Genomic DNA, 20,615 nt, shown 5'->3' with positions numbered 1-20,615 from the left:
ATTGCACAGATCGTGATCTCTCGCTTTCGTAATGCGCTTTATGGCTGGCCTTCTGCACGCAGTGCACGTAACATGCTCTCAATCAAGAAAGGTTGGGCCTAACCGGACCGGCCGATAATGGGGTGTTTGCGGGTTATGGTGGCGCGTTTTCTGATCTACCAGCAAAGAGATGTTTTTCGTTAGCGACAAGCGGACATGTCGCATGAACGGAAACAGACTTTGGTGCCTGAATGGATAATATTGAATACGCAAAGACCTTTTTTAACGAAAATCCCGACATTGAAATTCTGGAAGCCTTTGTCATCGACGTGAACGGTGTTCCGCGTGGCAAATGGATTCCGCGCGAACGCGCACTGGATATTCTGGAAAAAGGCATGGCCGTGCCGCGCTCCGTTTATGCCCTTGATATCTGGGGCCGGGACGTCAACGCCGCCGGGCTTGCTGAAGGAACGGGTGATCCCGACGGAATTTGTTACGCCGTCCCGGAATCACTTTCGCGCGTGACATGGCTTGGGCGTCCGACCGCGCAGGTTCTACTGGCGATGAAAAATGCCGATGGAAATGGCTTTTTCGCCGACCCACGCCACGTGCTGGCGCAGGTGTTGGACCGCTACAAAAAGCTGGGTCTAACACCTGTTGTCGCAACGGAACTTGAGTTTTACCTGATCGATCCTGTGCGCTCTGCCCTTGACCCTGTCCGTCCACCGAAAAGCCGCGAAGGCCGCTGGCATACCGGCCAGACCCAGGTGCTTTCGATTTCGGAATTACAGGATTTCGAAAACGTCTTCCACGAAGTGGCAACGGCATGTCGCGAACAGAAAGTGGCGGCCGATACGACATTGCGTGAAAATGGCCCCGGCCAATATGAGATCAACCTCAACCATGTCCCGGATGCTCTACGGGCCGCAGATTTTGCGGTGTTCCTGAAGCGTATCGTCAAGGGCGTTGCGCGCAAGCATGATCTTGATGCCACCTTCATGGCCAAACCCTATGGCACACAGGCTGGCAACGGCATGCATGTGCATTTTTCCGTGCTGGATCAAAACGGCAACAACATCTTCATCGGGCCTGATGGTCCATCCGATGCACTGATGCATTCGGTTGGCGGACTGCTGGAAAACATGGGAGAAAGCATGGCGGTGTTTGCACCACACGCCAACTCCTACCGCCGCCTGCGCCCCAGCGAACACGCACCAACCTATGCCTCATGGGGTTTCGACAACCGCTCTGCTGCCGTGCGGGTGATTACTGCCAGCCGACCTGCCACGCGTATCGAGCACCGTGTCGCTGGGGCTGATACCAACCCCTATCTGGTGCTGGCAATGATCCTCAATGCAGCGTTGACCGGCATGAAGGAAAAGCGTCAGCCCGGCGGCGCTATTGCTGGCGACAGCCACGCAATCAACCACGAACCATTGCCGACGAACTGGGACTATGCGTTGCAGCGCTTTGCACGATCCAGCTTTGCCTACGCGACCTTTGGACAAAGATATCGCACGCTATATTCCGCCTGCAAACAACAGGAGCTTTCCGAGTTTTCGCTCCGCGTAACCGACGTCGAATATGACGCATATATCAGGACGGTGTGACATGAGCATGGTTTCTTCTGCGAGCACAAACCCCGGCCACACATCTTCCTGGTATGCGGCTTCCGCCAATGACAAACATGTCCGCCCTGCCCTTCAAGGTGATGTTGAAGCTGATATCTGCGTGATCGGTGCCGGCTTTACCGGCACGTCGGCTGCCCTTGAATTGAGTGAACGCGGTTACTCCGTTGTCGTGCTTGAGGCCGAGCGAATTGGCTTTGGCGCATCCGGTCGCAATGGTGGCCAGATCGTCAACGGCTACAGCCGCGACCTGCAAACCATTGCGGGGCGTTACGGAAAAGACAAGGCGCTAAAACTGGCAGCCATGTCGCTGGAAGGCGGAGAGATTATCCGCAGCCGTGTGGCGAAATATTCAATCGGCTGCGATCTGGTTCATGGCGGGTTCTTCGCCGCCTTTACCGATAAGCAAATCCGCGAAATGGAGGCGCACAAGGCACATTGGGAAAAACACGGGCACACCGGCCTCGAAATGGTTTCAAAGGCAGAGGTGTCGAAATACGTCAAGACCGATCGTTATGCCGGTGGTATGATCGATAAACTCGGTGGACATATTCATCCGCTTAATCTGGTGCTGGGCGAAGCCGCAGCGGTCGAAAGTCTCGGTGGACGTATTTACGAAAACTCACGCGTTACTGCGGTTGAATTCGGTGCAAATCCAATTGTGCGGACGGCAACCGGCAAGGTCACTGCAAAATATGTGCTGGTCTGCGGCAACGCCTATCTCGGTAAATTACTGCCGCAAATTGGCGACAGGATGATGCCGGTGTCGAGCCAAGTCATGGCGACGGAACCGCTGGACGCCGATCTGATCGAGCAGCTTTTGCCTGCCAATTACTGTGTCGAAGACGCCAATTACATTCTTGATTATTACCGCCGCACCTCCGACAACCGGCTGCTGTATGGCGGTGGTATCGGCTATGGCGGGTCAGACCCTGCAGATCTGACCGGGGTTATCCGCCCCAATATGTTGAAGACATTTCCGCAACTGGAAAAAACAAAAATCGAGTTTGCGTGGAGTGGTAATTTTGCGCTGACTTTGACGCGTATTCCGCACATGGGCAAACTGGCCGAGAATGTCTACTTCTCGCATGGTGACAGTGGCCATGGGGTGACGACAACCCATCTTCTCGGCAAGATTCTCGGTGAAGCAGTGGCCGGTCACGCCGAACGTTTCGACGTGTGGTCATCCCTGCCAAACCTGCCATTCCCCGGAGGCAAGACATTCCGCGTGCCACTGACGGTCCTTGGCGCATGGTGGTACGGCCTGCGCGACCGTTTGGGCCTGTAAATTAGCCCATAAAAAGCGCGTCCTGTTTGCAAGGGCGCGCTTTTCTCATGTCAGGGAATTGAAAGCCGCACCGGACAATGGCCGGGTCGCAAGGCTTTAAGCCTGCTTCAGCACTTCAAGGGCATTTTCAACAATCACCTCAGGGCTATGGCTGATATCGACGGTCACCACACCCGGTTCACCGGTCGGGTCTTCCAAGGTTGCCAACTGGCTGGTGAGCAATGACAGTGGCATGAAGTGGCCGGTGCGCGCGCCCATGCGCTCGGTCAGCAGCTCAAGCGATCCATTCAGAAACACAAATGCCAGATCACCGTCGCAGGCGTTGCGCAGGCGCTCACGGTAGGTTTTTTTCAGCGACGAGCACGAAATGACGATGCCGCCTTTGGCAATGCCTTTGCGCAGCTCCTCTGCAATCAAATCCAGCCACGGCCAACGATCGTCGTCGTTCAGCGGAATGCCTGCTGCCATTTTCTCAACATTCGACTGAGGGTGAAGGCGATCGCCTTCCTGAAACTCAATGCCAAGCTTTGCAGCGATTGCTTCACCGACCGTGGATTTGCCGCAGCCGCTGACGCCCATGACGACGATTGCTTTTCTCATAACGCACCTGAATGGGAGGAAGGAAAAAATTTCAATTTCGCCTAACACGTTCATAAATGATCGCAAACCCAAAAAAGGTCATTGCAGCAATCATTTTACCGCACGCATTAATTGCTAAAAATGCAAGCATCGCATTTACCGTTTGTTGGCCTACACTCTTTTCAAAATATTAAAGCGTTGAAAATACAACAATTTTATAAGCGAAGCATTTGTCTCGATATGAAACGACGGTTGAACATGATGTCCCGACTTGAAACAAAAATATTTAAAACAAAACAGATTTTACGTGGCTTGACTTCAGACCGCTCCGGAAATTTTGGTGTTATGGCCGCCGTGATGTTACCTGTTCTACTGGTTGCAGCAGGTGGTGCCGTTGATATGTCGCATGCTTTTGCAAAAAAGCAGGAATTGCAGGAAAAAATGGATGCGGCCGTTCTGGCTGCCGTTCTGAAATCTGACGCGAAAAGCCAGCGCCAGGAAGTGGAAAACTTCATGGGCGCGTTTCTGCCGGAAGAAACGAAAGACGGCCAACCCGTTGAAATGAGTTCCGCAGCGGTGCTGACGGTCAGCAACAATCCCGATGGCAGCGTAACCGGCACATTCGCAGATAAATTCAAACCATCCTTCCTGGGTCTTGCTGGACTGAATGAACTGAACATTTCAGTCTCGTCCACCGCGATTGCCGACAAGGCAGACACGGGCGGCCCGTGCATTTACGTCATGGGTAAGCAGAGCCAGGCTGTACTCATCAATTCCGGAGCCAATGTCAAAGCCACCAAATGTGGTGTCGATGTCCACTCCACCAGCAATCCCGCCTTCATCATGAATAGCGGCTCCACCATCAACACGATGCGCTTCTGCGTGAAGGGCACAAATTACATCAAGAATGGCGGCACGCTGACCAATCTTGAAGTGGGTTGCGCCGCAGCTGACAATCCCTATGCCGGCAAGTTGAGCGAGCCAACCGTTTCCTCCATTTGCACAACAAGCGGCACGCGCGACGGTCAGACGCAGGTGATGAAGCCAGGCGTTCACTGTGCAACGACATTTAACGGCAGCCCGAAAATTACATTTGAGCCGGGACTGCATATCATCAAGGGACGTATGATCATCAACAGCGGCGCGACCGTTGTGGCAGAAGGCGTGACCTTCTACTTCCCCGACGTTAACAGCGAAATTCGCGCCAATGGTGGACTAACCTTTACGGCAACCGCACCAACAAGCGGCACCTACAAGGGCATTCTGATGTTTGAAAACACCAGCAATTCCTCCAACAGCAACAACAAGCAGCAATATATCTTCAACGGCTCCAAGGGCGAGCAGTTGGAGGGCATCATCCATCTGCCGAACCGTGACGTGGTCTATAACTCGACCACCAATCAGTCCAACAAGATATCCATGGTGGTCAATTCGATGATCATCAACTCCGCCAACTGGCAGCTGGAGCCCTACGGCTCTGCCGGTTCCAGCGGCATAGTGGGCTCTGTGCGACTGGTTCGCTAACGCCAATAATCTGACAGTTTGATCCCCGGTCCAGCGCCGGGGATTTTCGTTTGCGACCAACCGGGCAACCGGATGCGACGTCGCGGCCTGTTATTTGCCAGCATCCCTGCCTTCCGGTCTGCTTGTTCTTTTGAGAACAGCCGGCATCAGGAATGATAAAAACAGCAGACGCAAAATATGGTGCGAGCCAACATAGGTGGCATCGGCATGCATCATGATGGCCATGGCGGCCATGGTCTCCAGTCCACCGGGCGCAAAGGCAATCATCACGGCATTCAGGGGCACGCCAGTGAGATTTGAAATGGTGAGCGCAATGGCACCGGCAATGCCCACTACAACGATGGTCAAAACGCCACCGGCGATAAAGGCGCGTTTCAGTTCGCCAATCGAAACGTTGTAAAATCGTAGACCGATCAGACAGCCGATCAGAATATAGGTCGGCTGGATGGCCCATGGCGGCACAGCACCTGCGGTAAAGCCCGTAATATGGGTAGCAACGGAAACGACCATGCCACCCAAAAGCAGAGCAGCAGGAAAACGCCAGCGGATAAACAGCATGCCGAGCAGCAGTGCGCAGGCAAATGTCACGACAAGCACAACCGGGTTCATGGCGGCGGCCGGTGCGGAAATATCGGTGCTGACGAGATCGAAATATTCAACGATCAGTGGAACGGACAGCGTCAAAGCAAGAACGCGTACACTTTGAATGATGCTGATGCTGGCAAGGTCGCTGCGCGTTTCAGCACTCAGGCTGATGATGTAGCTGAGATGGCCGGGCGATGCGGCAAGCATGGCGGTGGTACGGTCATAACGGAACACGTAATGCAGCAGCCAGTATCCGCAATACAGTAGCAGGACAACGGTAACGACGACCGCGACGAAACTCAAAGGCCAGGATTTTGCGGCGTGGAATATTTCCGGCGTTACGCTGGTGCCCATGGAAATGCCAACAAGCACGAAGCAGGCATCACGGACGCGTTTGGGAATATCAAGTTTGAGGCCGAAAAGTCCGCACATTGTAACGGCAAGCGCGGGGCCGGAAAGAAATGGTGCAGGAATACCTGCAAGTGCTGCAAGTGCGGCCCCGGCAGTACCAACGACAACCGTCAGCAACAGGGTGAGGATCTCTGGTTTGGTAATCACGGCAGGAATACAATCGGTATGTTGCGATGCAAGACAGGCGGATATTCTGATATCAGCCTAACGACTATGCCGGAAGATGCGAAGCAGTTTTGCTTTTCGCCAATAAAAAACCCGCACAAAGTGCGGGTTTTTGAAAATCTCTGTCTACGAATTATCAGGCTGCAGGCGCGACAGGCGCAGAGGCCGTTGTCTTTGCCGCAGGGCGCCTGGCTGGCATGTCATCAAGACCGAGCAGGAAGCCAATCTGTGGACGGGCCTTGACCAGATCATCAATGGAATACTCTGCCAGCACGTCAAAGAAGGCATTCAGAGCCTTACGCAGCGCCGAGTTGAGCCCGCAGCTGTCAACAAGTGGACACTCGACGGCACCATCTTCAAAGCACTCTGCCATGGCAAAGCTGTCTTCGGTGACGCGGACAACATCAAACAGGCTGATCTTGTCAGCTGGTTTGCCAAGACGCACACCACCGTTACGACCACGAACCGTCTCAACCAGACCTGCCTTGTTCAGTGGCTGGAGGATTTTGAACAGGAACAATTCGGATACGCCATAAGCCTTGGCGATTTCCGGGATACGGCTGAGATTGCCGTCATTCGCTGCGCAATACATCAACATGCGAACGGCGTAATTGGTCTGTTTTGTCAAGCGCATGCTGATCTCCTAACTCTCTTTGTGGAGTTATATAGTCTGTATTTCAGTTTAGAACAATTCCAAGATTGGAAAAAATTCCATTAAATTTCAGAATTGCTGAAATAGCCGTGTTGACCATTCCCTTGAATCATGAACAAACAACTCAACAATGGCAATGTAATGGAGGCTAGGCCAATGGCAAGCGTGAAACCTCGCGTTTTTTGGGCTGCGTTAACAGGATGCTTATTTTGCTCCGGTGTTTCCACAGCTTTCGCCGACGGTGAAGTCAATGTTTACTCCTACCGCCAACCGGAACTCATTCAGCCGCTGCTGGACGCCTTTACCAAAGAAACCGGCATCGAGACCAATGTGCTGTTTCTGGACAAAGGGCTTGTCGAGCGCATTCAGGCCGAGGGCGTCAATTCGCCTGCCGATATTCTGCTGACGGTTGATATTGCACGTTTGGTCGAGGCCAAGGAGGGCGGCGTTACGCAGCCTGTGCTGAATGATCCCGTCATTGAAAAGGACATTCCTGCAAATCTGCGCGACCCGGAGGGCGAGTGGTTCGGCCTGACGACACGTGGCCGTGTCGTTTACGCTTCCAGGGACCGCGTGACACAAAAGGACATCACCTACGAGGAACTGTCAGACCCCAAGTGGAAAGGCCGCATCTGCATTCGTGATGGTCAGCACTCGTATAATATTGCGCTGTTTGCCTCGATGATTGCCCATCACGGTGTTGACTATACCCGCGAATGGCTGACCGGTCTGAAAAACAATCTGGCCCGCAAGCCTGACGGTACTGATCGCACCCAGGCGAAATCGATCTTTTCCGGCGAGTGCGATATCGCGCTTGGCAACACCTATTACGTTGGCCTGATGCTGACCAATGACAAGGAGCCGGAAGAAAAAGAATGGGCCGGTGCTGTACGGGTCATCTTCCCGAATGCTGCCGATCGCGGCACACACGTCAATATCTCGGGCGTGGCCATGACCAAATATGCTCCGAACCGCGACAATGCGCTGAAGCTGATGGAGTTCCTGGCCTCTGGTGAGGCGCAGGAAATCTACGCAAAGGAAGTGTTTGAATATCCGGTTCTGCCGGGTGCGCAGCCTTCCGACGTCGTCAAAGGTTTTGGCCCGATAAAGCCGGACCCACTGTCCCTGACCGAGATTGCCGCGCACAGAAAAGAAGCTTCGGAACTGGTGGACGAAGTCGGCTTCAACGAAGGCCCGTCGAACTGACAGGAAGCCTTGAGGCACCGCGCCTCAAGGCATTCAGCGGTTCTGTAATTCCTTATCGTAATTGATGATTGCCTCACGCCGTTCCGGTGTACCGGGATGGGTTGAGAGCATGCTTGTCTTGTCGTGATCACCGAACTCTTTTTCCATCAGCGCAAAGAACCGTTCAATCGCCGTGGCATCGAGGCCAGCAGCCCGCATCAATTCCACCGAGCGCCTGTCGGCTTCGGCTTCTGCATCACGTGAATGCGACAGGGCCAGAAGACCACCGCCCTGCGTCAGAATATCTTCCATGGCAGAACCAACGTCACCCGCCACCAGCATGACCAGACCGGCCAAACCGGCTGCGCGGTAAAGCTGGCGCAGACTGTGTTCATATTCGACATGGCCAATCTCATGCGCCAGAACACCGGTGATCATCTGCAGATCGTCGCCCGCCAGAGAAACCAGCTCATCCGTGACCACAAGTGTACCATCCGGCAACGCAAAGGCATTGGGGCCAATGACCCCACCCTTGCGGAAGTTCAGCTTGTAATCTTCAGGCGCGCCCTCGGCATGCGCCGCGATCTTGGCAAAGTCCTGCCGGATTTCATCCTGTTTTTCGTTGGTCAGTTCACTCGGCGAAAAAGCCGTACGATCCAGTGCTGCCATGGTGCTGGACGACATCAACTCCGGCACCATGGGCGGGGTGACGGCAACGGCAAGCTCCACCATGGCGGGCAGTGCCAGCCGATAGGTAGCGTAAGCAAGGAAAACTGCCGCAGCTGTAATACCGATCAGCCGGGGCCGAAACTGTTCCAGCCAATGGACAACGCCGACACCCTTTTTACGGTGATGACGCAGCAATGCGTCAATGCCGTCATTATCCGGTGTTTCAAACAGCGAGCCATCAGGAAAGGTGATTTCCCTGGGAATGGAGCCGACGCGCTGGCTGACCTCGACCAGTTCGATATCAGCCTGCACATAAACCCTGTTGTCGTTGGCACCATAAACCAGCAGCATGTGGCCACTGAGTTTGAGTTGTGCGGGGTTTGAAATGTTCGAGCGAGCGGCATGCCACTCGCCCGAAACCATGTTCCTGATATCAGAAACCAAACTCAAAGCCTTCCATGTCCATATATTCGGCGCTGACCGCAGCGCCCGTTGCTTCAATGGACGATAGAACTTCACCTACATCGCCGTCAAAACGAATTGCCGTGTGTTCGACACTGTAACGTGCTTCGCGCACCGCCGCCCAAGGGCGCATCAGACCAAATGTCAGTACGCTGACGACGAGGTTTGAAATAACGATCCACAAATAACGACCACGGCCAAGGTCACTACCCAGCTGGTGTTTTCCGTCCAGCACCATAGACGATACGACAACATTGCGGACACCAACGCGGTAAACGATGCCAGCAAGACCGTAGATTAGAAACGCACCGAATATCGTGGTGTAAAGGCTAGCTGCATACCTGAGTGCGGAAGTCTCTCCTTCAAGAGACGACAGAGTTGCAAGAAATACTGCCGAAAGCGCGCTGAACAGAATGCCGCCCAGCACGACCATAACAGCCGGAATGAACCATGCACTATAAAGCTTACCAATCGTCGGGTCAGCCGTGAGTGGACGGTCGCCATAACGCAGGTTGCCGAAAACATATTTGGTGGCCCAACGGCTGCTGAAAGGCGCCAGGATACCGAAAGACAGGAATGCAACCATGCTGCCGAGCATGATCGATACAAATGCGCCGCCTGCGGTGCCTACAAAGTCAAAGCGAACATTGCGATAGCTGGTGACACGTGCGTTAAACCGAATGCTGCGCATCATCAGCCACGGCAGGAAAATAAGGATAGCGATCGGTGAGAGGAGAGCAGCTGGCGGGATAATGAACGCCAGGACGTTCATGACAATGATGAAACCAAAGGCAATCAGGCGGCCTTTGAAAATCTGTCCGCCGGTGGCGTGATACCCAAAGGCGCGGCCGTGCAGAACGGTGTTACCATTGAAGTAACGTTTGCGGCGCACCTTTGCCCAGGCGGAATAAATGCCAATTGTCACGATCGTCAGGAGAATGTTGACGATCCAGATGCCGAAATATTCCTTGGCGCTGCCAGTAAAGCTGCCGCGTTCAAAAGCTGTCTGCCTTCCGACAGGAACAAAAGCTTCATTCATAAATTTGTCCTCTCATACTTATCTACTCATGCATCGGGCCGGAGAACAAAATGCTTCCCGGCGAGCGCGATGCAAAGATCAATCACTCTGAGTGTCGCTGGATAACAGCCATAAGGCTGAACGACGCTGTCATGTGGTTGCCTGACATTTATCGGGCCGGTCCCCACCACCACACGCTTAAGGTTAGTAAAACCCAAGACGGTTGCATTACTTGAGTGTTTCTGTCTTGTTTTCTTGCTGAATGCAAGAGCATTTTCTAAACGATCTTTTTTCAGGTAATCAAGTACAAGCTTAACAAAATCGACCAATCATTTGATTGAAAAATCAATTGATTGGTCAGATATTGATCCGCCCGATCTTCACGGGTTGAAACGTTCCGGGCGGTAGGCATCGGCGGGAATGACTGTCGTTTCGCCATTCATCATCTCGGCCAGAATACGACCGGTAATTGGCCCAAGCGTCAATCCGTGGTGAGCATGTCCAAACGCAAACCACAGGCTTTTATGGCGCGGCGCTTGACCGATAATCGGCATCATGTCTGTGGTGCAGGGTCGCGCACCCATCCAGGGTTCGGCATCCAGCCTGTCACCAAGCGGCAGGATCGTCCGGGCAACCTTTTCGGCGCGGTCAAGCTGAACAGGCGTTTTCGGCGCATCGCGACGGGCAAACTCTGCGCCTGTTGTCATGCGAATGCCCTTACTCATAGGAGCGAGGAAATATCCGCGTTCACCGTCCAGAAGCCAGTTGTTCAGCTTGGCGCCATCACGCAAATTATAATGCATGTGATAACCGCGTTTTACGCCAAGCGTGAAACGATAACCCAGCTTACGTGTGACCTCACCCGCCCATGGTCCAAGCGCCAAAACCACTTCGGCAGCTTCAACCGCTCCATCCAGCGTGCGCACTTTCCAGCCGGTTGCGGTTTGCGCAAGGGTTGTTGCATCTCCTTTTATGAACTTGCCGCCAAGGCTTTGGAACAGAGCCAGATAAGCCATCGTCAGGCCGCGGGGATCGAGAACCGACCACGGGTCTTCCCATTTCAACGCGCCGACAAAATCATGGCTGAGATGCGGTTCCGCCTGTTCCAGTTCCCCCTTGCTCAACCGGGTATAACGCACGCCATATTGCGCGGAAATGCGATCAGCCTCTGCATATTCGGCATCGCGCTTTTCAGGTGTTCGATACGCCTCCATCCAGCCATTCTTGGCGATGAGGTGCCCTGCGCCAGCCGCTTCAATCAATATCTGATGTTCGGAAATCGAATGTTCGATCAGCGGCGCATAGGCACGGGCGATCGCCTGATGACGCGATGCATTGGAGTTCCACCAGTATTTGGCCAGGAACGAGACCACCGATGGCAAGGCGGACAAGTGGTAATGCGCGTCGATACTATTGTTTAATGCGTAACGAAGGATTTTTCCCGGGTCCTGCGGAAAACCGTATGGCACAACACCTTCACGCTGGATAAGCCCGGCATTGCCAAATGAGGTTTCTTCACCCGGTTCACGCCGGTCAACAAGGACGACACTCTTGCCCTTGCGTGCCAGTTGCAGCGCCGTGGAAACGCCGACGATACCGGCACCCAATACGATTACATCTGCTGTCATTCCACCAGTCCCATTACCCGCATAATCTTCCCCTGATGAGAGGAACATGCGGCGGCCACGAACTGAAAGCAATGGCAAAATCACGCCCTAACGCGGGAATAACAACCGGCACGGGACAAAGCCCGCACCGTGCCGGGACTTTCCAATTATTGATTGACGGCTGGTGTTTCCACGGCCTCGATATTAAAGGCCGCTGCCATCAGCGCCTTGGTATAATCCTGCTGCGGGGCGTTGAATATCTGGGTGGATGGACCTTTTTCCACCACCTTGCCCTGCCGCATGACGATGACCTCATTGGCCAGTGCCTTGACCACTTTCAGGTCATGGCTGATGAACAGATAAGCAAGATCATGTTTGGCTTGCAGATCACGCAGCAGGTCCACCACCTGCGCCTGCACGCTCATATCAAGCGCTGACGTCGGTTCATCCAGCATGACAAACCGAGGCTTTAACACCATAGCGCGTGCAATGGCGATACGCTGCCGCTGCCCGCCGGAAAATTCATGCGGGTAACGCCAGCGGGTTGCCGGATCAAGACCCACCTCTTCCAGCACTGATGCCACGCGCCGGTCACGCTCTTCCGACGACAGCGCCTTTTCATGCACTTTCAGGCCTTCAGCGACGATCTCACCCACCGACATGCGCGGGCTCAGCGATCCATAGGGATCCTGAAACACCACCTGCAAGCGGTTTCTGAGCGGTTTCATATCTTCGAAGGAATAACCGTCGATCTGGTTTCCGAGAAAACTGATCCGCCCTTGTGACCTTATCAAGCGCGCCAGCGCCAGGCCGAGCGTGGTCTTGCCAGAGCCGGATTCACCGACAACACCGAGTGTCTGCCCTGCCCGTAGCGTCAGATCGATACCATCGACGGCCTTGACGTGATCAACGACCCTGCGCATCAGGCCAGCCTTGATCGGGAACCAGACCTTGATGTCATCGCCCTGCATCACCACCGGTTTGCTGTCATCCGAATGGGGCGGCTCACCCTTCGGTTCGGCAGCTAGGAGATGGCGGGTATAGGCATGTTGCGGTGTGTTGAAAACTTGCTCGACAGGACCTGTTTCAACGATCTTGCCCTTGGTCATCACGCAGACACGGTCGGCGAATTTGCGAACAATGCCAAGGTCGTGGGTAATGAACAGCATGGACATGCTGTGCTGTTCTTTCAGATTACGCAACAGTTCCAGAATTTGGGCCTGCACCGTCACATCAAGCGCTGTCGTCGGTTCGTCGGCAATCAGCAACTTTGGCCGGTTGGCTAGCGCCATGGCGATCATTACACGCTGACGTTGGCCGCCGGACAATTCGTGTGGGTAGGCTTTCAGGCGTTTCTCGGGATCACGAATACCCACCTGCAACAACAGTTCCAGGATGCGTGCACGCGCCTGCGTGCCTGTCATGGCCTGATGCAGTTCCAGAATTTCGCCAATCTGCCGCTCAATCGTGTGCAGTGGATTAAGCGAGGTCATCGGCTCCTGGAAAATCATGGTGATGTCGTTGCCGCGCACGGCACGCAATTCGCGCTCCGGCAGCTTCAGCATATCCTTGTCTTCAAACAGGATTTCACCGGAGGGATGGCTGGCGGCCGGATAAGGCAGCAATTTCAAAATCGAGTTTGCTGTCACTGATTTTCCGGACCCGGATTCCCCGACGAGCGCCACCACTTCGCCCGGCATGATATCGAAGGACACGCCGTCGACAGCAATGCTTTGGCTGCCGCCCTGATGAAAGGCTACCGACAGGTTACGGACGGAAAGAATGGGTTTGGTCATTGTATCGGCCACTTTGTTCGACATCGCGCTCACCGGAATGTCTTGCGCGGATCAAAGGCATCGCGCACGGCCTCGCCGACAAAGATCAGCAGTGAAAGCATGATGGACATGGTGAAGAATGCCGTCAGTCCAAGCCACGGTGCCTGCAGGTTGTTTTTACCCTGAGAGATCATTTCCCCCAGTGAAGGCGAGCCCGGCGGCATGCCGAAACCAAGGAAATCCAGCGATGTCAGCGTGGTAATTGATCCCGACAGGATGAACGGCAGGAAGGTCAGTGTGGCCACCATGGCATTGGGCAACAGGTGGCGGAACATGATTGTCCAGTTGCCGACACCCAGTGCGCGCGCGGCATTGACATACTCAAAGTTTCTGGCGCGCAGGAATTCGGCACGCACAATGCCGACAAACCCAACCCATGAAAACAACAGCAGGATACCGAGCAGAATAAAGAAGCCGGGCGGCAAGATCGATGCGATGATCAGCAGGATATAAAGCACCGGCATGGACGACCAGATTTCGATGAAACGTTGCATCAAAAGGTCGGTCCAGCCACCAAAATAACCCTGCACGGCACCGGCCGTCACACCGACGATAGCCGAGGCAATGGTCAGAGCCAGACCAAACAAAACCGAGATACGGAAGCCGTAAATCATACGTGAGGTCACGTCGCGTGCCTGATTATCGGTGCCCAGCCAGTTCATGTTGCCAAGCGTGCAGTCCGGATCCTTGTCACCCAGCGGATAGGCACTGCAACGCTCCGCACTGTCCAGCATCCAGAAAGGCGCCGTGGGTGCGGAACTTGGAATGTTGGAATTCACCGTCTGATAGGAATAGCGGATCGGTGGCCAGATGATCCAGCCATTGTTCTCAATTTCCTCACGGATGAAGGATGACTTGTAATCCGTCTGTGCAAGAAAACCGCCGAACTTCTCTTCAGGATAATCCACCAGAACCGGTACCAGCAATTCGCCTTTGTAGGAGGCGAGGATCGGTTTATCGTTAGCGATGAATTCGGCAAAAAGGCTGCCGATAAACAGAAACAGGAACAACCAGAACGACCAGTACCCGCGTCTGTTGGCTTTAAAGTTCTGCCAACGGCGTTTGGTGGTGGGAGAGAACCAAGGTTTGTCCGGCTTTGCAGCTGTAGTTTCGATGCCCGAGGTGAGGTCGGTCATTACACGTCCCTCCGTTCGAAATCGATCCGCGGATCAATCCATGTATAGAGGACGTCGGACACCAGCCCGACAACAAGTCCCATCAGCGAAAAGATGAACAGCGTTCCAAAGACGATCGGATAATCGCGCTCGATGACCGCGAGATAACCGAGACGGCCAAGACCATCCAGCGAGAAGATATTCTCGATCAATAGAGATCCGGTGAAGAAGGCTGAAATGAAAGCGCCAGGAAAACCGGCAATCACGATCAGCATGGCGTTGCGGAACACATGGCCGTACAGGACCTTGCGTTCGGACAATCCCTTGGCGCGTGCCGTGACGACATATTGCTTCTTGATCTCGTCAATGAAGGAATTCTTCGTCAACAAGGTCGTTGTGGCAAAGGCCGACAGCGACAGCGCGATCAATGGCAGCGCCAGGTGCCAGAAATAGTCGATGATCTTTTCCCACCATGGAAGGGAATCAAAATTATCCGAGACCAAGCCGCGCAGCGGAAACCAGTCAAAGAACGAGCCACCGGCAAACAACACAATCAGCAGAATACCAAACAGAAAGCTTGGAACAGCGTAACCGATGATGATGATGCCCGACGTCCAGACGTCAAAGGTCGAACCATCCGATACCGCCTTTTTGATGCCGAGCGGAATGGAGATCATATAGGAAATGATCATTATCCAGATGCCGAGCGAGATGGAGACGGGCATTTTTTCGATGATGAGATCCACCACCGAACGGCCCTTGAAGAAACTTTCGCCGAAATCGAAGCGGATATAATTCCACATCATATCAAGAAAGCGGGTCAAAGGCGGCTTGTCGAAACCGAACTGCTTTTCCAGCTTGGCGATCAGCTCCGGGTCGAGACCCTGAGCACCTCGATAGGTGGCGCCACCCTCATCAAACGCGCCAGCCTGCCCGAGCATGTTGCCACCACCGGAAAGCCTGTCCGCAGCACTGTCACCCGAACCGGAAAGCTGGGCAATAACCTGCTCCACCGGCCCGCCCGGGGCAAACTGGATGACGAGGAAGGAAATGCCCATGATGCCGACAATCGTCGGTATCATCAGGGCCAGACGCCGCAGAATATAAGCTCCCATCAGGTGCTCCGTTTCAGGGAGTTGGGTTCGGCTGTCATCGGCTGCGTCAAACCGTTTCCTTTCCGGAGTGCGGCAGATCCCGCACACTGTATGATTCGTAATTTGCTATGTGAATCAAGGCTTGGCTTATAAAGCAAGACCCGCATCATTTTCCGGCGCTGGCGGACCACCAGGCATTGGGGAAACCAAGCCCATATTCAGGCAACTCTTTCGGGTGAACCAGCGTGTTCCAATAGGCAATGGAACTGAAGCCGCGATAAAACTGCGGCACCACATAGGCGTTTGACAGCAGAACACGGTCCAGCGCACGGGCAGCGGCCACCTGTTCATCACGGTTTGGAGCAAAAATGACCTTTCGTACCAAGGCATCCACGGCAGGGTTCTTAATGCCGCCCACGTTCCCCGACCCCGGGCGTTCTGCTGCTGCCGATCCCCAGTAATCAGCCTGCTCATTGCCTGGGCTGGCCGAGGTTCCCCAAAGTTTGACAATCATGTCAAAATCGAAGCTGCGCACGCGGTTGGCGTATTGCGATGCATCTACCGTGCGCAGCGTTGCGTTGACGCCGATCCTTTTCAGATTTTGGATGAACGGAGTGACTGTGCGTTCCATGCCGACTGAATCGATCAGCAGTTCGATATCAAGCTGTTTTCCGGTTTGCGCATTGACCATCCTGTTGCCGCGCAGTTCATAACCGGCCAGTTCCATCAGCTTCTTCGCCTCAAGAAGATTAGTCCGCTGTTTGCCGGGATCACCAGCAACAGGGTTTTGATATTCCGTGGTGAAAACCTCAGGAGGAAGCTGATCTTTCAACTCCGTCAGAATTTCCAACTCCCGGCCTGTCGGCAAACCGGAAGACGCCAGTTCGCTTCCCATGAAGAAACTGTTGATGCGCTGGAACTGACCGAAGGCCAGTGTCTTGTTCAAATCCTCGAAATCGAAGGCGTAATTGAGTGCCTTTCGCATATTCGGGTTCTGGAATTTTTCCCGTCGCTGGTTCGGTACAAAAGCCTGCATGATGCCGGCAGCGCGATAGACATTCGGCAATTCTTCCTTCGTTATCCGCCCATCCTTGACGGCGGGAAAATCATATTGCTTGACCCAACGGCTGGAGGACTGCTCCTGGCGGAAATCAATCGTGCCGGATTTGAAGGCCTGAAATTCCACATCCTGGTCGGTAAAGAAACTGTAGCTGATGGTCTTGAAGTTGTTTTGCCCGACATTGACGTTGAGGTCCTTGCCCCAATAATCGTCGCGCAATTCATAGGTCAACGTAGACCCTGACGAAACGGATGCGACCTTGTATGGACCGGACCCCATAACGGGCTCCAGCGTAACGCGAGAAATATCGCGTGGCTTGCCATCCGGGCCGGTGCCCTCCCACCAATGTTTGGGCACGATTGCCAATTGCCCGACAATCTGCGGTAATTCCTTGTTGTTTGCCTCATCGAAGGTGAAGGTTACTTCGCGTTCGCCTGTGACTTCAGCCTTGCTGACATGGGTGTAATAGTTCGCCTTACTGGTGCTGAGTTCCTTAGTTTTCTCAAAACTGAAAACGACATCTTCTGGCGTTACAGGCTGGCCATCCGCCCATTTTGCTTCTTTTCGCAGACGAAAAACTGCTTTCGAGATATCATCGGGGAAGCTCACAGCCTCCGCCAGCAGCCCGTAAGAGGCTGACAACTCCTCTTCGGAGCTTACCATCAACGTATCGTAAACGAGGCCCAAACCGTTGGCAGCCTCACCTTTGTCAAGCAACAGATTAAGCGTATCGAACGTGCCATTAGCCGACAAACGCAACGCGCCACCTTTGGGCGCCTCGGGATTGACATAAGCAAAACGTTCGAACCCCTCGGGATATTTGAGTTCGCCGATCGCGGAAATACCGCTGCGCCACTTGTCGGCGTCCTGCGCCGAGGCTGAAAAAGGTGTCGACAACACCGATAATGCGCTCAAGGTGATGAGGCAGGGTTTCAGCCTGTTAAATAGCATGCAGTCCATCTCCGTTTTGTCATCGCGTGCCAGAAGCATAAGCGAAAGTGCGGCAAAATATAGAGGCGGGTGGCTCACAACCTTATTATCCGGATCGGTCTCCAGAGGCGTCAGAACCATTGTTTCACCAAAATGATGTTTCAGCTTGATGCGCTTTTCAGTTAGACTTGTGGGCAAATCACTTTCACATGCGGCAGACGAGAATGAAAACGACACTTGATGGCATCTGGCGTACCGGCGTTGTCGCGCTGGCGGTCCTCTCATCCAACATTGGCATGGGCGGCACTGCCTACGCTTTAGATGACAAACCTGCCAAGGAATTGTTTGGTGCAGCGCTCCTGCCCAATGCCAACGCCTCGTCGCCTTATGGATCTTATGCCAAGGGTTGCCAGTCGGGTGCCGTTGCCCTGCCCAAGGATGGGCCGGGCTGGCAGGCCATGCGTCCGTCGCGCAATCGCAACTGGGGTCAGCCGCAGTTGATTGCACTGCTGGAGCAGTTTTCACAGGATGCGCAGAAAATCGGCTGGCCGGGATTGCTGGTTGGCGATATTTCGCAGCCACGGGGTGGCCCGATGTTGTCTGGTCACGCATCGCACCAGATCGGCCTTGATGCCGACATCTGGTTTACACCGATGCCAAACCGCGTGATGACACCGCAGGAGCGTGACAACCTGCCGTTCACCTCGATGCTGGACAAGAACAAGTTCCTGACCGTCAATCCGCATCGCTGGACCTCTACCCACGCACGTCTTGTGATGCAGGCGGCCAGCTATCCGCAGGTGGACCGGGTTTTCGTGAACCCGGCCATCAAAAAGAAGCTTTGTGAAACATGGTCGGGTGACCGCTCCGACATGGGCAAGATCAGACCGATTTACGGTCATGACGAACATTTCCATATTCGTATCAAGTGCCCGGCCGGTGCTGTCGGTTGCAAACCGCAGGCGGCTGTTCCAGCCGGCGACGGTTGCGACAAGTCACTCGCCTGGTGGTTCACCAAAGAACCATGGGCTCCGCCGAAAAAAGACCCGAATGCAAAACCGGTCAAACCGCGTCCAATGACGCTTTCGGATTTGCCAAAGGCCTGTTCTTCGGTCTTGGCGGCTCCATCCATTGCGTCGGTTAACTCTACACTGCCAAGCGCCTATTCTGCGCCATCACAGCCTTCTTCCCAGATCGAGGCGATTATTTCGCAAGATGCCGTAGGCGGCAGTGCGCCTGCCGGTGTCCCGATACCACTTGCCCGTCCAGTGAATTGAATTCTACGGATCGGGCAAACCCGGCTTTTCAAATGGCAACAAGCTGTTATAGAAGAAATCAAATCGATTGAATTCATGACATGAAAGTTGATGGCATGGCATCCGAACAGTGCATCGCCCTGATTGCCCACGATCAGAAAAAGGACGACATGGCGGATTTTGCCCGCCAGCACAGCGCGTCTCTGGCCAAATGGCGCATTGTCGCCACCGGTACCACCGGCGGCCGCGTGCAGGATGCCTGCCCTGACCTCAACGTCACGCGTCTGAAGAGCGGCCCCCTTGGCGGCGACCAACAGATCGGCGCGATGATTGCGCAAGGTGAAGTGCATATGCTGATTTTCTTTGTCGATCCACTGACATCAATGCCTCATGATGTCGATGTAAAAGCGTTGACGCGACTTGCAACCGTCTACGACATTCCCATGGCGCTCAATCGGGCGACTGCGGAAAAACTGGTCGATTTCCAGCTTTAATTAAACTTGTTTCCGGTCACGCCCTGTTTCAAATTCCACGGTGAGAGTATCCATGTCAAAAAATATCGAAAAAGATCATCTCCCGTTTCCTATTCTGATCGGCGACATTGGCGGCACCAATGCCCGTTTTTCCATCCTGCTGGATGCCTTTGCAGAACCTCGGCAGTTCGTCAGCGTCAAGACCGCCGACTTCGCCACCATTGATGACGCAATCCAGACATCGATCCTCGACAAGACCTCAGTGCAGCCGCGTTCGGCCATTCTGGCTGTCGCTGGTCCTATCGAAAGCGATGAAATTCCACTGACCAATTGCGACTGGGTGGTGCGCCCTCAGCAGATGCTGGAAAAGCTTGGCCTTGAAGACATCATTGTCATCAATGACTTTGAAGCGCAGGCGCTGGCGATTTCGGCGCTCGATAATGAAAACCGCGACCTTATCGGCCCTGACAACAAGGACATGATCGCCTCGCGTGTTGTGCTTGGCCCTGGCACCGGGCTCGGCGTTGCCGGCCTCGTCCATGCCCGCAACATGTGGTTCCCGGTTCCCGGTGAAGGCGGCCATGTCGACATTGGCCCAAGAAGCGAGCGCGATTTCCAGGTTTTCCCACATCTCGAGCCCATCGAGGGACGCATTTCTGGCGAGCAGATCCTGTGCGGCCGCGGGCTGGTTTACCTCTATAACGCGGTTTGCGCTGCTGATGGCGTCAAGCCCGCCTTCAAGGACCCGGCTGACATCACCTCGCATGGCCTGGCTGGTGACGACACACAGGCTGCCGAAACATTGACCCTGTTCAGCACCTATCTCGGCCGCCTGGCAGGTGACCTTGCGCTGATCTTCATGGCGCGCGGTGGCGTTTATCTGGCTGGTGGTATTTCCCAGAAAATCATCCCGGCCCTTAAACAGGGAGAGTTCCGCGCAGCCTTTGAAGACAAGGCTCCACACAACGCCCTGCTCTCGACCATCCCTACCTATGTGGTGACGCATTCGCAGGCTGCACTCGCAGGGCTTGCGACCTTTGCTCGTTCGCCTGAAAACTATGGCCTTACGCTTGAAGGACGGCGCTGGGTGGTGTGACGGC

General features: G+C 54.3%; 17 protein-coding genes. 7 read left to right on the top strand and 10 right to left on the bottom strand.

What is annotated here, in order from left to right; all coding sequences use genetic code 11:
* Positions 1-230 precede the first annotated feature (230 nt).
* Together HGO37_RS11980 and HGO37_RS11975 are read left to right on the top strand one after the other, a co-directional pair.
* Complete coding sequence (locus HGO37_RS11980) at positions 231-1,589, top strand: glutamine synthetase family protein (protein WP_192486891.1); 1,359 nt, start codon at positions 231-233, stop codon at positions 1,587-1,589.
* Positions 1,590-1,596: 7 nt separating this feature from the next.
* Positions 1,597-2,895: an NAD(P)/FAD-dependent oxidoreductase gene (locus tag HGO37_RS11975; protein ID WP_405049443.1), complete on the top strand. Its 1,299-nt coding sequence runs from the start codon at positions 1,597-1,599 to the stop codon at positions 2,893-2,895.
* A 96-nt stretch (positions 2,896-2,991) separates the two neighbouring features.
* Here the strand turns inward: HGO37_RS11975 and HGO37_RS11970 are convergent, their stop codons facing one another.
* Positions 2,992-3,495, bottom strand: a complete 504-nt coding sequence (locus HGO37_RS11970) for a gluconokinase (RefSeq protein WP_250983492.1) — start codon at positions 3,493-3,495, stop codon at positions 2,992-2,994.
* A 219-nt stretch (positions 3,496-3,714) separates the two neighbouring features.
* On the opposite strand from HGO37_RS11970, the gene HGO37_RS11965 reads away from it, so the two are divergent.
* Positions 3,715-4,998 (top strand): TadE/TadG family type IV pilus assembly protein, encoded by a 1,284-nt coding sequence (locus tag HGO37_RS11965; protein ID WP_502941412.1) that lies wholly within the window; start codon positions 3,715-3,717, stop codon positions 4,996-4,998.
* A 90-nt stretch (positions 4,999-5,088) separates the two neighbouring features.
* On the opposite strand, the gene HGO37_RS11960 is transcribed toward HGO37_RS11965, so the two are convergent.
* Positions 5,089-6,141, bottom strand: a complete 1,053-nt coding sequence (locus HGO37_RS11960; protein ID WP_250983490.1) for an AbrB family transcriptional regulator — start codon at positions 6,139-6,141, stop codon at positions 5,089-5,091.
* Positions 6,142-6,295: 154 nt separating this feature from the next.
* Complete coding sequence (gene rirA / locus HGO37_RS11955; protein WP_250983489.1) at positions 6,296-6,793, bottom strand: iron-responsive transcriptional regulator RirA; 498 nt, start codon at positions 6,791-6,793, stop codon at positions 6,296-6,298.
* A 159-nt stretch (positions 6,794-6,952) separates the two neighbouring features.
* Here rirA and HGO37_RS11950 point away from each other — a divergent pair, with 159 nt between their 5' ends.
* Complete coding sequence (locus HGO37_RS11950) at positions 6,953-8,017, top strand: Fe(3+) ABC transporter substrate-binding protein (RefSeq protein WP_405049444.1); 1,065 nt, start codon at positions 6,953-6,955, stop codon at positions 8,015-8,017.
* Between the two features lie 33 nt (positions 8,018-8,050).
* Here the strand turns inward: HGO37_RS11950 and HGO37_RS11945 are convergent, their stop codons facing one another.
* The 7 genes from HGO37_RS11945 to HGO37_RS11915 form a co-directional block, all read right to left on the bottom strand.
* Positions 8,051-9,109 (bottom strand): M48 family metallopeptidase, encoded by a 1,059-nt coding sequence (locus tag HGO37_RS11945; RefSeq protein WP_250983487.1) that lies wholly within the window; start codon positions 9,107-9,109, stop codon positions 8,051-8,053.
* Entirely contained in the window at positions 9,099-10,166 is a 1,068-nt protein-coding gene (locus tag HGO37_RS11940; RefSeq protein WP_250983486.1) for a YjgN family protein, read from the bottom strand. Before HGO37_RS11940 ends, HGO37_RS11945 begins: the two co-directional genes overlap by 11 nt.
* 359 nt (positions 10,167-10,525) lie before the next feature.
* On the bottom strand, positions 10,526-11,773 hold the full coding sequence (locus HGO37_RS11935) for an NAD(P)/FAD-dependent oxidoreductase (protein WP_250983485.1): 1,248 nt from the start codon (positions 11,771-11,773) through the stop codon (positions 10,526-10,528).
* Positions 11,774-11,919: 146 nt separating this feature from the next.
* Positions 11,920-13,548 carry an ABC transporter ATP-binding protein gene (locus tag HGO37_RS11930; protein ID WP_192487824.1) on the bottom strand — a complete coding sequence of 543 codons (1,629 nt, stop codon included), beginning with the start codon at positions 13,546-13,548 and terminating at the stop codon, positions 11,920-11,922.
* Between the two features lie 29 nt (positions 13,549-13,577).
* Positions 13,578-14,723 (bottom strand): ABC transporter permease, encoded by a 1,146-nt coding sequence (locus tag HGO37_RS11925; protein WP_250983484.1) that lies wholly within the window; start codon positions 14,721-14,723, stop codon positions 13,578-13,580.
* Positions 14,723-15,817 carry a microcin C ABC transporter permease YejB gene (locus HGO37_RS11920; protein ID WP_250983483.1) on the bottom strand — a complete coding sequence of 365 codons (1,095 nt, stop codon included), beginning with the start codon at positions 15,815-15,817 and terminating at the stop codon, positions 14,723-14,725. Before HGO37_RS11920 ends, HGO37_RS11925 begins: the two co-directional genes overlap by 1 nt.
* A gap of 145 nt (positions 15,818-15,962) precedes the next feature.
* Positions 15,963-17,807: an extracellular solute-binding protein gene (locus tag HGO37_RS11915; protein WP_250983703.1), complete on the bottom strand. Its 1,845-nt coding sequence runs from the start codon at positions 17,805-17,807 to the stop codon at positions 15,963-15,965.
* 203 nt (positions 17,808-18,010) lie between these two features.
* Here HGO37_RS11915 and mepA point away from each other — a divergent pair, with 203 nt between their 5' ends.
* The 3 genes from mepA (at position 18,011) to HGO37_RS11900 (ending at position 20,611) form a co-directional block, all read left to right on the top strand.
* Positions 18,011-19,063, top strand: a complete 1,053-nt coding sequence (gene mepA, locus HGO37_RS11910) for a penicillin-insensitive murein endopeptidase (protein ID WP_502941411.1) — start codon at positions 18,011-18,013, stop codon at positions 19,061-19,063.
* Between the two features lie 95 nt (positions 19,064-19,158).
* Entirely contained in the window at positions 19,159-19,536 is a 378-nt protein-coding gene (locus HGO37_RS11905; RefSeq protein ID WP_192486880.1) for a methylglyoxal synthase, read from the top strand.
* 52 nt (positions 19,537-19,588) lie between these two features.
* On the top strand, positions 19,589-20,611 hold the full coding sequence (locus HGO37_RS11900; protein ID WP_250983482.1) for a glucokinase: 1,023 nt from the start codon (positions 19,589-19,591) through the stop codon (positions 20,609-20,611).
* Positions 20,612-20,615: the final 4 nt, after the last annotated feature.

This window comes from Rhizobium sp. CG4 (assembly GCF_023701965.1).
Taxonomy (GTDB): Bacteria; Pseudomonadota; Alphaproteobacteria; order Rhizobiales; family Rhizobiaceae; genus Agrobacterium.
This window is presented reverse-complemented; position numbering and strand designations above follow the sequence as displayed.

Coding starts and splice junctions, on each gene's coding strand:
- HGO37_RS11980 (WP_192486891.1), top strand. CDS start 231: ATGGATAATATTGAATACGCAAAGACCTTTTTTAACGAAAATCCCGAC.
- HGO37_RS11975 (WP_405049443.1), top strand. CDS start 1,597: ATGGTTTCTTCTGCGAGCACAAACCCCGGCCACACATCTTCCTGGTAT.
- HGO37_RS11970 (WP_250983492.1), bottom strand. CDS start 3,495: ATGAGAAAAGCAATCGTCGTCATGGGCGTCAGCGGCTGCGGCAAATCC.
- HGO37_RS11965 (WP_502941412.1), top strand. CDS start 3,715: ATGAAACGACGGTTGAACATGATGTCCCGACTTGAAACAAAAATATTT.
- rirA (WP_250983489.1), bottom strand. CDS start 6,793: ATGCGCTTGACAAAACAGACCAATTACGCCGTTCGCATGTTGATGTAT.
- HGO37_RS11950 (WP_405049444.1), top strand. CDS start 6,953: ATGGAGGCTAGGCCAATGGCAAGCGTGAAACCTCGCGTTTTTTGGGCT.
- HGO37_RS11940 (WP_250983486.1), bottom strand. CDS start 10,166: ATGAATGAAGCTTTTGTTCCTGTCGGAAGGCAGACAGCTTTTGAACGC.
- HGO37_RS11935 (WP_250983485.1), bottom strand. CDS start 11,773: ATGACAGCAGATGTAATCGTATTGGGTGCCGGTATCGTCGGCGTTTCC.
- HGO37_RS11930 (WP_192487824.1), bottom strand. CDS start 13,548: ATGACCAAACCCATTCTTTCCGTCCGTAACCTGTCGGTAGCCTTTCAT.
- HGO37_RS11925 (WP_250983484.1), bottom strand. CDS start 14,723: ATGACCGACCTCACCTCGGGCATCGAAACTACAGCTGCAAAGCCGGAC.
- HGO37_RS11920 (WP_250983483.1), bottom strand. CDS start 15,817: ATGGGAGCTTATATTCTGCGGCGTCTGGCCCTGATGATACCGACGATT.
- HGO37_RS11915 (WP_250983703.1), bottom strand. CDS start 17,807: ATGCTATTTAACAGGCTGAAACCCTGCCTCATCACCTTGAGCGCATTA.
- mepA (WP_502941411.1), top strand. CDS start 18,011: ATGAAAACGACACTTGATGGCATCTGGCGTACCGGCGTTGTCGCGCTG.
- HGO37_RS11905 (WP_192486880.1), top strand. CDS start 19,159: ATGGCATCCGAACAGTGCATCGCCCTGATTGCCCACGATCAGAAAAAG.
- HGO37_RS11900 (WP_250983482.1), top strand. CDS start 19,589: ATGTCAAAAAATATCGAAAAAGATCATCTCCCGTTTCCTATTCTGATC.